Annotated in this window: 6 protein-coding genes; 1 reads left to right on the top strand and 5 read right to left on the bottom strand. The window is 35.0% G+C overall.

Annotated features, from left to right (window positions below; genetic code table 11):
- Positions 1–98 precede the first annotated feature (98 nt).
- Both OM075_RS09985 and OM075_RS09990 read right to left on the bottom strand, forming a co-directional pair.
- Positions 99–1631 carry a RagB/SusD family nutrient uptake outer membrane protein gene (locus OM075_RS09985; protein WP_301190363.1) on the bottom strand — a complete coding sequence of 511 codons (1533 nt, stop codon included), beginning with the start codon at positions 1629–1631 and terminating at the stop codon, positions 99–101.
- A 22-nt stretch (positions 1632–1653) separates the two neighbouring features.
- Positions 1654–4746 carry a SusC/RagA family TonB-linked outer membrane protein gene (locus OM075_RS09990; protein WP_301190364.1) on the bottom strand — a complete coding sequence of 1031 codons (3093 nt, stop codon included), beginning with the start codon at positions 4744–4746 and terminating at the stop codon, positions 1654–1656.
- 696 nt (positions 4747–5442) lie between these two features.
- Between OM075_RS09990 and OM075_RS09995 the strand changes: the two genes are divergently transcribed.
- Positions 5443–9798, top strand: coding sequence for a two-component regulator propeller domain-containing protein (locus tag OM075_RS09995; protein WP_301190365.1), 4356 nt, complete (start codon positions 5443–5445; stop codon positions 9796–9798).
- A gap of 77 nt (positions 9799–9875) precedes the next feature.
- Here the strand turns inward: OM075_RS09995 and OM075_RS10000 are convergent, their stop codons facing one another.
- From OM075_RS10000 to OM075_RS10010, 3 genes are all read right to left on the bottom strand, one after another.
- Positions 9876–11495, bottom strand: coding sequence for an arabinan endo-1,5-alpha-L-arabinosidase (locus OM075_RS10000; protein WP_301190366.1), 1620 nt, complete (start codon positions 11493–11495; stop codon positions 9876–9878).
- A gap of 373 nt (positions 11496–11868) precedes the next feature.
- Positions 11869–13659, bottom strand: a complete 1791-nt coding sequence (locus OM075_RS10005; protein ID WP_301190367.1) for a RagB/SusD family nutrient uptake outer membrane protein — start codon at positions 13657–13659, stop codon at positions 11869–11871.
- Positions 13660–13679: 20 nt separating this feature from the next.
- Positions 13680–16880, bottom strand: coding sequence for a SusC/RagA family TonB-linked outer membrane protein (locus tag OM075_RS10010; protein ID WP_301190368.1), 3201 nt, complete (start codon positions 16878–16880; stop codon positions 13680–13682).
- Between the last annotated feature and the right edge of the window lie 32 nt (positions 16881–16912).

Genomic DNA, 16912 nt, shown 5'->3' on the forward strand with positions numbered 1-16912 from the left:
TGTAGAGAACGGTGGTTAGAGGATAGGAAGAGTTAGTTATTGTACAATAAAAAAGGTAAGCGCACAGAGGCACTTACCTTATAATAATGTATTATTTTCTACCAACCAGTATTCTGTTCGTAATTCGGGTTTTTATCCAATTCCGCTGGAGGAATAGGGAAATATTCACGTCCGGCTATATATCCTGAGAATTCAGAATCGTGAGCTTTTAGTTCATTTAACCTGTTGGTATCATATAACCATCCCCATCTAACAATATCTTCAAAACGAATGCCTTCAAAAGCAAACTCAAGAACTTTATCATGAGATAATTGACTGTAGAAATCTTCGCTACCCATTGCTGCTATTGCATCTGAAATATCTGGTAAGTTAGATCTGTCACGAACCATTTGAATATAGTCTGCTGCAACTCCAGGGTTACCCAATTCATACTGACATTCAGCATACATCATTAATACCTCAGCATAACGCATTACTCTTTCGTTGATATCAGATCGCCAGTCTGTTTCGTTGGCTCTTTCTGAAGAATAGGCATTTGTATATTTTCTGATAAAAACAGAGTTCCATCTTGATGCATCAAAAGCTTCGCGAAAAGGAGTTCCATACATTGTACATTCCGGATCGTCGTAACTCATACTCACAAGAGCTCGTGGGTCAACGTTTCCATCAATATCCTTTTCAATCATATACTCATCATAAATCCATTGTGTTGCTGCAGCATCTCCAAAACCGAAAGGAGTAGGCGCAAAAGTAATGGCGTGAGCAGTAGTTTTTGACCAGTTGGCACTTGGTTGACTTACCCATCCAAGAACAGTACCTCCAACACTTCTGTCTAATTGAATTTCAAAAATAGATTCAATGTTATTTTCATTTGAAATGGTAAAGTTGTCCGCATAGTTATCAACAAGATCGTAAATATTCAAATCAATTACTTGCTTTAATAAAGCTGAAGCGTTTGAATAATCATGGTTCATTAAGTAAGCTTTTCCTGCAAAAGCTAAAGCAGCACCTTTTGTTGCACGACCAAGGTTTGTTTCATCGTAAGTTGTAGGCAATAAACTTGCTGCTTCAGTAAAATCTGCAATAATTGCAGCCCAGGTATCAGCAGGAGAAGATTGCGTTGGATATAAATCACTATCGCCCTGATAAGTTCTCATTACTAATGGAATGTTATTATAAAACGACACTAAATAGTAATGAGAAAGTGCTCTTAAAAATAAAGCTTCACCTTTGTACTGATTATAGGTTGCTGTTGAAGCAAAATCTACATTGTCGATGTTCTCAAGAACCTGATTAGCTCTGTTAATTACTCCGTAAAATGAAGTCCAGGGCCATTGTGCCATAATAGGATCGCCGGCTAAACTAAATTTACCTGTTAAACTTAAAACTGGCCACGGACTAAAACTTTGAATATCGTCGCCTTTAAGGTTTAATGCAAATGGCGCAAAGCGTAAAAATGTACCATCGTATAACAGACCCATATAGGCAGCACTCACACCTGCTTTAACATCCGCTTCTTTTTGCCAGAAGGTTTCCGTGGTTTGTAAGTTGGGGTTACTTAACTCCAACCATTCTTCTTTACATCCTACTAATAAAATTAATATAGGAATTATGATATATTTTAGTTTCATATAAAAGCTATTTATTGATTAATTAAAATTTCACTTTAACACCAAAAAGAATTGTTCTAGGAGTAGGTAATCCACCAGAAAAATCAGTAAATGATTTATTTGCTTCAGCACCATTGTCTGTTGCACGGTTAAATAAACCGTCGTTGTTAAATTCCGGATCGTAACCAGTATAGCCTGTAAATGTTATTGCATTTTGAAGTGATGCGTATAAACGAACAGAAGAAAGGTGAATCACATCAAGTGTTGACTTAGGTAAGTTGTAGCCTAATTCAATATTTGAAATTTTAAGGAAATCTCCTTTTTCAAGCCAGTAATTACTTGCTCTTCCGTTTTTGTTCGGATCATCTCTGATAATGCGTGTTCTACCAGTGTTTGTCTGGCTAGGTGTCCATCTGTCTAATAGATCTGTACTCATATTTTCTAGTCCGGCACCTGAACGTAAACCATTACCAATTGTATTTACAATTTTGTTACCACTCGCACCCTGAGCAGAAAGTGTGAAATCAAAGTTTTTGTATTGAGCAGAGAAATTAAGACCATAATATAAGTTTGGAATAGCACTACCAATGTATGTGCGGTCTTGTTCGTTAATTTCATTATCACCGTTTAAATCTTTGAATTTAAAGTCTCCGGCATCAGTCAATAATTCTTGATAATAACCATCAGGAGCCAGTGCATTTAAGGCATCAACTTCAGATTTACTTTGGAAAACTTTTTCAACAACATAACCATATAACTCACCAACTTCAGTTCCTACATCGGTTCTACTCCAGTTTCCATCAATTGGGTTAATTCCTTCACCTAGTGATAATACTTCATTTTTAAGAGTTGAAACATTTGCGTTAATGCTATAAGTAAATTCGCCCTCAGCTTTACGGTAAGTAGCGTTTAATTCTACCCCTTGGTTTTTAACTGATAAAGCATTTCGTACAGGAGACTCCCATTCATACCATCCTAAATGTGTTGGAGTAGGAATAGTTCCCAATAGATCGTCAACTTGTTTTACGTAGTATTCTGCAGTAAATAAAATTCTGTTTTCAAATAGACCTAAATCAACACCAATGTTTGTTGTTTTTGATTGCTCCCATTTAATAGCACTTGAAGCTGGAATAAATTGAGCAGCACCAGCAACCGGATTTCCGTTTAATACATAACTTGCATAAGGGTTAATGTATCCTTGATAGCGGTAATCACCAATATTTTGGTTACCTAATATACCATAACTAAGTCTTAGTTTTAATTGACTGATAAGGTCACTTGAGCTTAAGAATGATTCTCTATGTGCTTTCCATGCAACTGCAATAGAAGGGAAGTTACCCCACTTGTTTTTAGGACTAAATCTTGAAGATCCATCACGACGTAAGGTAGCTGTTACCATGTATTTATCATCATACCCCAAAATAAGTCTACCAAAGTAAGATGTTAAACGGGACTGGTATTCGTCACTACTACTTGTTCTTGATTCACCATTACTAAGTTGTTTAAAGTAAGGCTCAGAAAAACCTTCTGCGTGTCCGTATATTCGGGATTGTAATGAGTTTAGAGCACTTTGTCCAAGTAAAGCATTAACAGAAAATCTGTCGAAAGTTTTATTATAAGATAAAGTCTGTTCAAGAGTAGTAGTATAACCATAACCCCTGTTATCATCCATTTTTGCAACAGAGTTTCTGTATCCGGCAAACCATCCTAACTCATAGGTAGGTTCAAAGTGGAAATCTTTCCAATCTGTTCTTTCGTAACTTAAGCTTAGCTTATATTTTAAACCTGAGATAATTTCGTATTCACCATATACGTTACCAATAAAACGGTATCTGTCTGTATTACTTTCAAGTGTATTGTTCATACCAACAACGTTAGCAGAATAGGCTCCGTGTAAATCGGCACTGGCAGCAGAATATGTTCCTGTTGATGGATCAATTACCGGTAATGTAGGAATTGCAGATGCAACATAAGATAACATTGTTCCTGTGTGTAGGAAAGTCATTAATGATTGATCAGCATAGGTATAGTGTAACGATTCACCAATTTTTAATTTACCTAATTTATGATCAGAGTTAACCATAATACCGTATCTTTTGTAATCAGGGCCATTACCTTCAACAGTACCTGTTTGATCATAATAGTTCAGGTTCACACTAAAGTTAGACACGTCATTTCCTCCACTTAACGAAAGTGTGTGGTTGCTAATATGACCGGTTTTAAACATTTCATCCTGCCAATCTGTATCCACATCGTTTACATAGTTTGGATTACTAGGATCATTTGCAGGGTAGATATACAAGTCGTTAGCATATTGTTCATAAGCCATTGCATTTGTTGTAGCTTCATTTACTAAAGTTTGATATTGCTCTCTGTTAGCCACATCATATCTTTTAGTAACATCCTGAATACCATAGTAACCACTGTACGAGATATCCATAGCTCCTTTTTTTCCTCGCTTGGTAGTAATGATGATTACACCATTTGCTGCACGAGAACCATAAATAGCCGCAGCAGAAGCATCTTTTAATACTTGTATTGATTCAATAGCTTCTGTTGGAATATCGTTTGCAGGTGCAAATACTCCATCAATTACATATAAAGGATCATTGTTAGTAAAAGAGGTAATACCACGAATTTTAATTTTTGGTGCGGCACCCGGATCTCCTGAACTTTGAATTGAGATACCAGAAACTTTACCTTGTAGTGCTTTACCAACATCGTTTGTGGCAACTTTTGCCATTTCTTCGGTATCCACAATTGAAATAGATCCTGTTAAATCTGATTTCTTTTGAGTACCATAACCAATAGCAACAACTTCATCTATCCCAAATACATCCGGTGATAGAGAAATGTTAATTGATATTTTCCCATCGATAGCTATTTCTTGTGTTGTATAACCAATAAAGGAAAATATAAGGTTTGTGTTTTGATCAGAAACAGAAAGTGTGTAGTTTCCATCAATGTCGGTAATAGTACCATTAGTAGTACCACTTTCTACAACATTTACTCCTGGCAGCGGGCTACCATCATTTGCATCTGTTACATTACCTGATATAGTATGTTGTGCCATACCATGTAGAGGTATTAGTGATAGTAACACGAGCATTAACAGATTAATCAGTTTTTTCTTCATAAACTAGATATTTGATAATTAATAACAATTAAAGCATGTGAAATAATGTTAAACAAATGTATTGTGCTTGTATAGAAAGTACGGTCAGTTAAGTTTTTAAATGGCGGATATATGTTGATTTAACTGTATTTGAATGGGGGTGTGAAGTGGTGAACTGCTGTAATCCTTGTATAGTGCGGTTTTTGGGGCGTTGTAAAAAGGAATTGTTTATGGTGAAAATTGTTGAATCCGTGTAGCAGCCTGATGTAGAGGTCTGTTTTGTATTCTAAAATCCGCTTAATTTTAAATATAAGTCCCCCTGATTTTATAAATAAATTGAGTGAACACTGGAGATATCTTTATTATTAAAGACATGGAATAATCTAAAAATGCAATAAAACGGGAATTTTACCTCTCAAAATATACATGAAACCTCTTTTAAATATTAATAATGGTTAAAAAGGGTGTCGATTTAAAGTCTGCTTGTTCGGGAATTTCATTTTTTTGTTGATGAGGAGCTGTTTAGGATTAAATACGTTTTGCTGTAAAGCACAGAAAAAGTGGTTGTTTACCGCATTTTTAAAGGAATAATTCAATGATGTTACGCATATTTTTAGTATCATTAAATTAATTACTCTGAAAGTATGTGTTGAGAATACAAGTAAGGGTAGTTGTTGTTAATAAAAGATTTACCCTTAATCATTCGTCTACAAAATTATGTTGCAAAAATATACGAGAGTAGTTTGTTCGTTGGTTTTATTTCTGATGGTTTTTGTTGTTCAAGTAACAGCATTAATATTTAGTCCCGCAACGCTGGAGTACATTACTGTTTCAAATGGATTACCGCAGAATACGGTTCGTTGCATAGAAAAGGACTTTTATGGTTTTATGTGGTTTGGAACGGATAATGGATTATGCAGATACGATGGTTATGATTTTGTTTATTACACTACCTCAAAAGAATCCGGAACTTTAAATGATGATCGTATTCTTGATATAAAATCCGGTAAAAACCATCTTTTATGGTTAACAACACCAAAAGGGGTTCAGATATTCAATGCTTTAACCAATAAGTTTGAAGTCATCTTTGATCAAAATGTAAAAGAATTATTTAATTCAAAAATATTACATCTTGAAGTTTCCGAAAAATCCATATGGGTAGTATCTCAAAATAATGGTGTTTATGAGTTAAACAACAATAATAAAGTAGGTAACATACGAATTAAAAAACAATACTTTAATAATGATTTGAATATAAAAGCTTCGTATGTTGAAATAGGAAAGGATAACCAAGTATATGTAGGAACTAACAATGGTGTTTATGTGTTTGATGATGCAACTAGCACTTTTGTAAAGTTAGACAGTAAGAATACCGAATTTAAAAATGTAGCTGTTCAAACAATATATAGCACAGATTCAGAGATGTGGGTTGGAACAGAAGAAGGACTTTATGTATTAAACAGTAGAACCAAACAAGTTAGGCATTATGTTTATGCTCCATTAGATGCAACAACAATACCTCATAATAGTATTACAAGTATTGTAGAGAGTGTAGAAGGTCAGATATTGATTGGTACTTTAGGAGGACTGTGTGTTTACAATGATGAAAAGGATTCTTTTCAGGAGATTGAGTTATTTCCATCATCATTGAATAAAGATCACGATGTTTTTATTAGTTCATTATATACAGATGATATTGGAAATGTATGGGTTGGGACTGAAAAAACAGGCTTGGTTCACTTCTATACATTTACAAAGAAATTCAAGGCTTTACCCGAAAGTGAACGGTTTAAGAATTTTAATCATAATATTATAAATGCGATTCTTTATAGTAAAAATAACTTATGGATAGGAACAGCTGGTGAAGGTTTGGTTCGATATGATCAGAACAACGACATGGTGATTCGTTACAAAACAGAGTTAAATAATGACAATGCAATAGAAAGTAATTTTGTAACCTATATTTTGGAAGATAAAAATTCAGAATATTGGATTGGAACCTGGGGAATGGGGGTTCAGAAATTGTTGGATATTAATAGTGAAAATTTTATAAGTTATCATACAGAACAAGGACTTCCTAACGAAAATATAGCCTGTTTTTATAAATGTAAAAATGGAACCCTTGTGGTAGGAACTCAGGGAGGATTAGCGATTTATAATCCAATAAAAGATGTGTTTGTACCAATTGAATTAACTTGCAGAAATAAAGAGGATGCCTGGCAGGTTGGTAGTATTCAGGAAGATAATGAAGGATTTTTATGGATTGGGACAACCAATGGATTATTTCGATTTAAATCAGATTTGATTAACTACAAAAGAGAAATACAATTAAGTGTTTATGATATAATTGCCTTCGAAGAATCTAATGATTTAGGTACTCTGCCTAACAATTATACTACTTGTATTGATTTAGATAAAGAAGGAAATATCTGGATTGGAACCTATGGAAAAGGAATCGCAAAGGCAGTACCTGAAATTAATGGTACATTTTCTTTTCAGAATTTTACAGAAAAGGATGGCTTAGCCAATAATGTGGTTTATAAAATAATTTCAGATAAGAATAATGATTTATGGATAACCACAGAAAACGGACTATCTCGTTTTAATCTGGATTCATTGAGGTTTATCAATTATTATTCTAAAGATGGATTAAGAAATGATCAGTATTACTGGTCAGCAGGCTATAAAGCCAATAATGATTATATCTATTTTGGAGGACTTAATGGATTGAATTATTTCCATCCGGATAGCATAGAGAATTACCCTTACAGTTCAAAAACCTATATTACAAAACTCAAAGTCTATAACTCAGATGTAACAGCGGGACAAAAACTTCATGGAATCATGCCTCTGAAAAAGGCTACTTTCAATACAGATTCCATTCAATTATCCTATAAAGACAATGTTTTTAGTATCGAATTCTCAGCTTTACCTTATTATCTGTCATCTAAAGTAAAATATGCTTATTTATTGGAAGGTGTGGATAAGGATTGGGTATATGTAGATGCCGACAGAAGAATTGCATCTTATACAAATTTAAATGGGGGAGCATATACCTTTAAGGTAAAGTCAACAGATTTGGATGGTCAATGGATTGGTGAGCCTACGGAGGTACTTATCCGAGTGGAACCACCGATTTGGAAAACCAAATGGTTTCAGTTTTTATTAATACTCTTATTGGCCATTCTTATTTCAGCTTATATCAGGTATCGTTCCTTTAGAATTTCTCAACAAAAGAAAAGACTGGAGCAGATTGTTAAACAGAGGACGCTTGAGATCAAAGAGAAGAACGACCAGCTGGAAAAGAATGCCTTAACTTTACGAGCCAACAATAAACAATTGGCGGCGCGGCAAGAAGAAATTGAGGAACAAAAAACGCAGCTCGAAATTCAAAAGTCGCAGTTAGAACAGCAAAACGGAGAGATTATTTCTCAACGAGATCAATTAATTGCCTTAAATAAAGAGGTGGAATCCATTCATCAGATGAGGATGCAGTTTTTCACTAATATATCTCACGAATTCAGAACGCCTCTTACCTTGATCATTTCTCCAATAGAAAGAATTTTAAGTAATAATTTTTCTTTTACGAAAGATAATGTGGTAAATGCTGTAAAGTACATTAAAAGAAATGCAGAGAGGTTATTGATGCTAACCAATGAGATTACCACATTTAGAAAGTATGAAGCAGACAAGGTGAAAATCACGTTAACACATGGCAATGTTGGTGAATTTATATCTGAAATTGCAGATTCTTTCAGAGAACTTGCAGAATCAAACAAGATAAAGTTTAATGTTTCGATAGATTATAACCTTGAAGATACCTGGTATGATATCAGTAAGCTGGAAAACATTTTATTTAACCTGATATCTAATGCGATTAAGTATACCAAAGAAGGTGGAGTGGTTTCAATTTGGGTAACTAAAATCAAGAATGAATTTAATAAATCGCAGTTACTAATTAATATTCAGGATAATGGAATTGGAATAGATAAAGAAAAGCAGGATAAAGTTTTCGAGAGATTTTACAGGGATACTTCAAATGAGAGTAATACAACCTATGGAACCGGAATAGGACTATCTCTCACAAAGCAAATGATTGAAGTGCTAAATGGCTCAATCAGCTTGGATAGTGAAATTAATAAGGGTTCGTCCTTTAAAGTAATATTACCCATTGAAGAGGCGGATTTTCCAGAGCATGAGATACAAACAGGAGAGCGCTCAGATCAGATTTTGTTAAAAGAACGAATTGAACTTTTAAAGGATCCTAAAGGGAGCGAGCAGACATTTTTAAAAGAAGAAGTGGAAGACAATCTGGATGAAGCTAAACCTCGGTTATTGGTTGTAGATGACAATAGTGATTTGCGTGAATTTTTAGCTGAATCACTCAGTGGGACTTATCATGTACAGACTGCAATTGATGGAGAAGTAGGGTATAAAATGGCATTGGAGAAAGATTTTGATTTAATTGTAAGTGATGTAATGATGCCTAAAGTTAGTGGTTTGGAAATGTGTAAGCAATTGAAAAACAATATTCATACAAGTCATATTCCGGTAATATTACTAACCGCAAAAGGGCAGGAAGAGGATTTTGTTGAGGGATTGGAATATGGTGCCGATGATTATATTTCGAAGCCATTTAATTTGAACGTTTTACAGGCTAAAATCAGTAGTTTAATAGAGAATCGTAAGAAGTTAGCTCAACGGTATCAGCAGATGGAACATAAAGAAGATCAAGCAGAGATTAAAACAAACTCGTTGGATGATGACTTTATGAATAAATTAAACCAGGTTATATCAGAAAATTATACCAATCCGGCTTTTGATATTGAAACATTCTCTTCAAAAATGTTTATGAGTAGAAGTTTATTGTATAAAAAATTGAAAGCCTTGACAAATGTTTCGCCTACGGAATATGTGAATATGTACAGACTTAAAAAATCGGTAGTTTTATTAAAAAGTAAAAAGCATCAGGTATCAGAAGTTGCCTTTATGGTAGGTTTTAATGATCCTAAATACTTTGGTCGCGTATTTAAAAAGTTCTTCAATACTTCGCCATCATCATATGTTGATTAAGCACTTTTAAAATGCTAAAACATAAAAAAGAGGATAACCATCTGGCTATCCTCTTTTGATATAATCAAAGCTTTTTTTTAGTTTACTTTCTTACCCCATAAAGATCTGCCATTACCAGATATACCAGAGTATACAATGGTAAGTTCTCTTGGGTCTGCCTCCCAGTCTAATTCTCTTTCTACACAAAGTTGTGTAGAACCAATAGTCAGGATTTTTTTCGTAGCATCAAATGACCATGTTCCGGTTAATGCACCAGAAGCTTTGTGGTCTGATGATAAATTTAAGGAAACAGAAGTTTGTTGATTCTGGAATGAATAGTTAAGCGTAATATGCTCCCAAGAACCCAATAATTCATCTTCACTGATTTCTTTTTCAGGAGCAGCAGCGTAGCGCTCAGGCATTACCACAGGCCATCCATCTTCTGTCCATCGGATTTTTCTTACTTGTCCCATCATAATCGCGTTACTATAGGCGTTGCCTCCTGTATTTGCAGGTAAACGTCCTTGCGAAGAGTAAAACCATTCACCGGTAGTTTCATTTTGAAATACACCACAGTGAGAAATACCAACCCAGCCAGAATGATTTTTAAAAGCGTATGGATGCGTGATGATTGGATAAATTTCGCCACCATTTGTAATATCACTACCATCATAACTGTAATAAGGACCGTCTACATTTCTTGATCTACAAACTCTGGTGTTGTATGCCACAGAAAGTTCATCGTAAGCTAAAAACATATAGTAATAGCCTGTATTTTCATTGTAAACAACTTCAGGTCCTTCAGAAGCTTGCCATCTTGAACCTGAAGATCTTGTATAAAGAGGTTTTCCCCATGTTGATTCATTATTGATATCAAATTCGTTTAAAGGAAGTCCTGTTTCTGCATCTAGTTGAATAGCAGCAATTCCACTATGCCATGAACCATAAATCAACCAGTGTTCACCTTCAGGAGTAACAATATAGGAAGGGTCAATGGCATTAAACTTAAAATATCCACTCCAGTCATTTCTTGAGTCTCTTGACCAATCGTTACCTCTGTCAGAAACCGAACAAACTACCATTCCCTTGTCTTCCCAGGTATTCATCAATAAACTGGTTGATTCCATCATTCCGATATAGGCTCTTTCGGTCCAGGTGTAATCAAAGTTCTCAGCGGTATTTGGTAGTCCGTTTCCAATATAGTTGTCAACAACAATACTGTAATACATTCTGTATTTGTCGCCAACTTTACGAACAGAAGGTGCCCAGTGACCAAAAACCGGATTTGTAATAGGATCTAATCCTACTCTTGAACGTTGATCGTTTAGTGTATCCACAACCCATTCCGGAGTTTGAGACATTGCCATGCCTTCAAATTTCCAATTTACCAAATCTTCTGATTTTCTATATAAAAAGTGTCCATGTCCATCATGTGCATTTCCATACGAAGCATCAGTTCCATACATGTAATAGTATTTACCATCATAAACAACAGAAGGGTCATGTACATTTGCCAGATTCCAACGAGCTCTTAAATCCCATGATGCAATGGAGGCATAATCATCAGCATATGTTGGCGCAACATAATCAGGAAACATCTCTTCTTCTTTTTCCTCTTCCTCAGTTTTTTTTGAGTCGTCTGGTGTATCGCTATCTTTTGAACATCCATATGCTATAAATATGGATGCAAATAAGATTAAAAATAATTTTTTTTTCATCTATAAATTTTGATTTAAAATGCCACAACAACCCACTGTAAACTTCTTTCTCTCCTTTGAATAGATATACCTTGTTGTGATCGATTTATACTATCTTTTATTATTTCACAATATCAAAATAAGCTAATAATTAAGTGTTTTAGGTGGACTATATTTTATTTCATGTAGAGATATAGATAATATTATTGTTTATAAAATAAACAGATTTAAAATACATTAGTTTATAAGGGTATAATGTGTTTGTATACAGTGATTTATATGAGTGGAAATTTGGACGTCAGATTGGATTGTTTCTTCACAAAATATCGCAAAAAAAAACCGCAAAGGATAAAACATCCTTTGCGGTTTTAATATTAAAAAAAGCTATCTAGTATTAATTCTCTGAACTTTGACCTAATTCCCAACCTGGGTTTTGACCTAAGTTAGGCGCTCTTTTAACTTCGCTATCTGGTAAAGGAAAACGATAGTTTTTAGGACTTGTAAAAGAACGGGTAGGGTGTGCTTCAGCTTTTCTGTATTCAAATGAAGGATTTTCAGGATTTGTAACAGTTACTCCATAAAGGTTATAATATTGTTTATAATATGGATTTCCTGTTTCAGAAGTAATTGTTTGATCTTCAAAAATCATCCAACGACGCTCATCAAAGAATCTATGATCTTCAAAACAAAGTTCAATACGTCTTTCATTTCTGATTCTTTCACGTAATTCAGCTTTTGTCATACCTGAATAAGCAGGCATTCCAACACGAGCTCTAAGTTGATTGATGTACGCATAAGCAGCACCAGGACCTTCAGATTCGTTAATAGCTTCAGCAGCGTTTAATAGAATCTCTCCAAATCTGAAAATTGGGAATACGTGGTCTTTAGCAGTACCCAATTTAAAAGAAATGTTATGAAGGAATTTCTTTGTATAATAACCAGTTAAAGTACCTCCGTGTAATTCCTGATAATCTACACCGTCAGGAGAAGAAACATCTACCATACGATATTCTTCGTTTTCGATATCTCCCCACATAGATCCATGGTGAAGAATAGTTTGCTCAAGACGAGGGTCTCGATTTGCATATGGATCTTGTGGATCGTATGATGGATCTTCATCAATAGGTAAACCATTAGCAGTTTCGTAACAATCTACTAAGTTTTGAGTAGGATTTGTACGACCTACAGAGTTTAGAGAACCACTAAAACCACAAGGAGCAAGGAATGACTCAATTGCATTTGTACGCCATGCAGAACGGGATAAAATAAACTCGTTATTCAATCTTGGAGCATCAGATGCAAAACATTCGTAATAATCATTGTCTGGATTTCCAGTTTCGTATAGACGGTATGGATTGCTTGACTGATTATTTGCATTAAGAAAATCTCTTGCTGCCTGAGCTGCATCTGCCCAGTATGAAGCATCGTTATTTGGATTGTTTAATGCAGATGCACGATATAGCAATGCTCTTGATTTTAGAGCATATGCAGCAGCACCATTCACACGACCCCAATTTACCACTTCATTGGAGTATCTGAATGGAAGTTCATCTTTAATTAAGTCACACTGATCAGCAACCCATTTTAAAGCATCTGCAGCATTTGTACGCTCCATATTCATTGCTCCCGGATTTCCCAAGTCAAATACAATTGGTGTACCTTCTTCGTTTTCGCCAATGATTGGAGCATCACCAAACCAACGAACTAATTCAAAATGGAAAATGGCACGAAGCAATTGAGCTTCTGCTAAATATCTGTCAAATAGTCTGTTGTCATCACCATCTTTAACAGCATTCCCAACAACACCTTCTCTGGCATTTTTTAGGAACTGATTTGTTTTTCTGATGGCACTTACATTGCTGTTCCAAAATCCAAGTAAAGGGTGATTAGTAGCATCGTAACTATCAGATAATACACCATGATAATAATGCACGTTCCAGTAAGAAACGGCATTATCAGTCATACAATCACGTGATGCACCTAAAAACTGACCATTAGTATAACCACTAAATCCGTCCGGCAAATTGGTATATATGTTAGCCAAAAAGCCTCGCGTATTATCTTTATTAGAGAATACTTGTTCTTCCGACATCGAAAGGTCGTATTCTTTATCAAGATAATCGCTACATGAAAACAAGGCAAAGGCTACTAATGCACTTGTAATATATGTTGTTAACTTATTCATTTTTAATACTGTTTATCAAATTAGAAACCTATTTTCACACCCACTGAGAAAGAACGAGTTTTAGGATACCACCATACAAAACTCATTGGTTTTTCAGGATCAACATCATCAGGTAAATCGCTAAAAGTATGTAAGTTATAACCACTTAAGTAAATTCTGCATTGAGTCATATTTACTTTTGAAATTAGGTTCTTAGGTAAAGAATATCCAATTTCAACGTTACGAAGAGATAAGAAATTACCGTTTCTAACCCAAATATCATTTTGGTATGTACCAGAACCTCTATCACTATCAATAGTGTTATAACCTCCATAAGTAGGACGAGGATAAAGTGCATTAATATTTCGGGAATCAGTTGGGTCATCATTGTAATATCCCCAGGCTTTTGTTACCTCATGAGTACCCATGTTACTCCATCCTGAGAAACTGATTGCTGGAGATAAGAATACAGAACGATTCAAATAAGCTGTCATTAACACACGAGCATCAAAACCTTTCCACTCAAAACCAATGTTTAATGATGGAATTAATTCAGGAATGATAGTATATGTATCAGGAGTCATATCGTTAGAGTCAATCTTACGGTCGCCATCTAAATCTTTAAATACAGCTGTACCTAAAGCCTGACCTGTACCTGATGCAGTGTGATAAGGATATTTTTCAGGATTGTCAATAGCATCCTGATGACTGGTAGCTACTTTTGAAGGATCATCAGCCCATTTTTCAAACTTATAAATGTTCCATCCACCAATAGAGTTGTTAAATGCATTTTCATATAAGCCAGCAACAGAAGTATTATCATAAATTCTGTTTCCAGTTTTACGCTGCCATGGAACATTAGGTTCCAACTCATCCATTTCGGTAATTTTGTTGGTATTCCATGTCACCATTCCTTGAACATAGTATTTAAAGTCTCCAATGTGGTTTTGGTGTCCTAGAGAAACTTCAAAACCTCTACTTTCAACTTTACCATATGAATCATCAGGAGCAGAAACTCCTAATAAAGCAGGAACAGTAGAACGAGTTACCAAAATATTGGAACGCCATTCTTTAAATACATCAATAGAACCAAAAAGCTTCTTCTTGTAAACATCAAAGTCTAAACCTAAGTTTACCATGTCAGATAATTCCCACTTACTATTTAAGTTACCAGCTTTACTTTCGTAAAATCCACCAACATTAGCTCCACCTTCATTTCCAAAAGTGTATCCACCACCAGAAGCATAAGTACCTTGGAAAGGATATCTTCCAGCTCCGGTATTAGCTTGTCCTGAGCGACCAAAAGAAGCTCTTAATTTTAATAAATCGATGTTTTTGTTTTGTAAGAAAGACTCTTCAGAAAGAACCCAACCTACAGAACCTCCAGGGAAAATATCAAAACGCTCACCTTCAGCAAAGTTATCACAACCCATATAAGATACATTACCAGATAAAATATATCTGTTATCGTAGATATAAGTAGCCTGACCGTTATAAGATAAGTAACGGTTTGAAGATGTAGAACCATGCGATACATTTTTATATGTACGAATGAAGGCTTGTGCATTTACAGCATGTTTTCCAAAAGTTTTATCATAACCCAAACCAGCTCTAAAGTTGATGTTATAGTAATAATCTCTTGGAGAAGTAGATGGGTTTGATAATGCCGAATAAGTTGAGAAACGAGTATATTCATACTCCGATACATCAGTTACGTCAGCATTGTAATCGTAATTAAAAGAGTTTACGTTGTTCGACTGTCTTGAGTTAAAAGTCTCATAAGAGTCAAAACTTACAATTGCGTTCGCTTTTAATCCATCAACAACATCACTTAAATCACCAGTAATATTTACGGTACTGTAAACATTTCTACGACGGTTTTTATTGATACCAGAAGATGCTAATAAACGTCCTGCATTGGCAGCTGTACTTGAAGCATAAATACTACCATCAGGGTTGTAAACAGGTTCCATTGGGTTTGCCTCAACAGCACCAAAGGTTACAATACTAAATACACCTGTTAAAGGCTGTGAGATATTGTCGATACGACCACCTAAGTCTAAAGAAACATTCAATCTTTTTGTTACATCAATATCGATATTTGATCTTAAGTTGTAACGATTTAATTTATGCTGAGTACTAAAGTTGCTGTTATATTCAGTCCATTTGTCGTTCCACATACCAGATTGATACATGTGAGACATAGATACAAAATAACGAGCCGTTTTGTTTCCACCACTAATCGTTAAGTTTGTTTTAGTTTGAGGTGCTGCATCTCTATATAATTCGTCATACCAGTTGGTATTAAAATATTTATATTGATCCATACCTTCAAGTTTTTCGCCATTACTTACGCGACGGTACATTTCAATTTGATCATCAGTATAAAGAGGGTCTTTTCCGTCCAAATATCTAACCTGGTTACGGGTTAAAGCCATATTATACGAGTTCTGAGTTTCCATTTTACCAGTAAGAGTCTGAATACCTACTTCCTGGTTCAATGTAATTTTTGTACGTCCAGCTTCTCCACGTTTAGTGCTAACCACAATGGCACCGTTGGCACCTCTCATACCATAAATAGCAGTAGCGGCAGCATCTTTTAAAATAGTGATATTTTCAATAGGATATGCATCCAGGAATGATAAATCCCTTTCTACGTCATCAACAATAACAAGTGGAGAACGTGCATTTCTGTTCATCGTTCTAAGACCACGAATATAAATAGCAGTTTCTGACCATCCTGGCTCACTTGCCCATTCGTAAGTAGCTACACCACTAACAGTAGAAGTAAAAGCATTTTGTAATACTGTAATAGGGTATTTTTCTAACTCCTCACCAGTTACAACCGAAGTAGCTTCTGTTACAAATTTCTTTTGTTTTCTACCAAAAGCAACAGGAGTAGTGTGTGCATATTCATCACTATCAGGCTCTAATACAACTTCAAATTTGTCGTTAAATACAGCCTTTGCAGATGCGTTTTTATAACCAATTAATGTAAAAATGATTTCATCACTTGGCTTTACAGATTTCAAACTAAAGTTACCGTCTTTGTCAGACAAAACGATTTTACTGGATTCTGCGATATTAACAACAACACCCGAAACAGGATTCCCTTCTGGATCAACTATTCGTCCATTTAAAACTTTTTCCTCTTGCGCAAATGTTGTAATCGCAGTCAGGAAAAATATGCCTATCAGCAAAAGCTTAAAAGCTCGTGCCGAATAATTATTTATGTTTTTCATTATATTCCACATAGTATAACTCGATTAAAGGA

The organism is Plebeiibacterium sediminum (assembly GCF_026013605.1).
Classification (GTDB): domain Bacteria; phylum Bacteroidota; class Bacteroidia; order Bacteroidales; family Marinilabiliaceae; genus Saccharicrinis; species Saccharicrinis sediminus.

Bases quoted from the DNA above. Each gene is read 5' to 3' on its own strand.
- OM075_RS09985 (WP_301190363.1), bottom strand. From the start codon at position 1,631: ATGAAACTAAAATATATCATAATTCCTATATTAATTTTATTAGTAGGA.
- OM075_RS09990 (WP_301190364.1), bottom strand. From the start codon at position 4,746: ATGAAGAAAAAACTGATTAATCTGTTAATGCTCGTGTTACTATCACTA.
- OM075_RS09995 (WP_301190365.1), top strand. From the start codon at position 5,443: ATGTTGCAAAAATATACGAGAGTAGTTTGTTCGTTGGTTTTATTTCTG.
- OM075_RS10000 (WP_301190366.1), bottom strand. From the start codon at position 11,495: ATGAAAAAAAAATTATTTTTAATCTTATTTGCATCCATATTTATAGCA.
- OM075_RS10005 (WP_301190367.1), bottom strand. From the start codon at position 13,659: ATGAATAAGTTAACAACATATATTACAAGTGCATTAGTAGCCTTTGCC.
- OM075_RS10010 (WP_301190368.1), bottom strand. From the start codon at position 16,880: ATGAAAAACATAAATAATTATTCGGCACGAGCTTTTAAGCTTTTGCTG.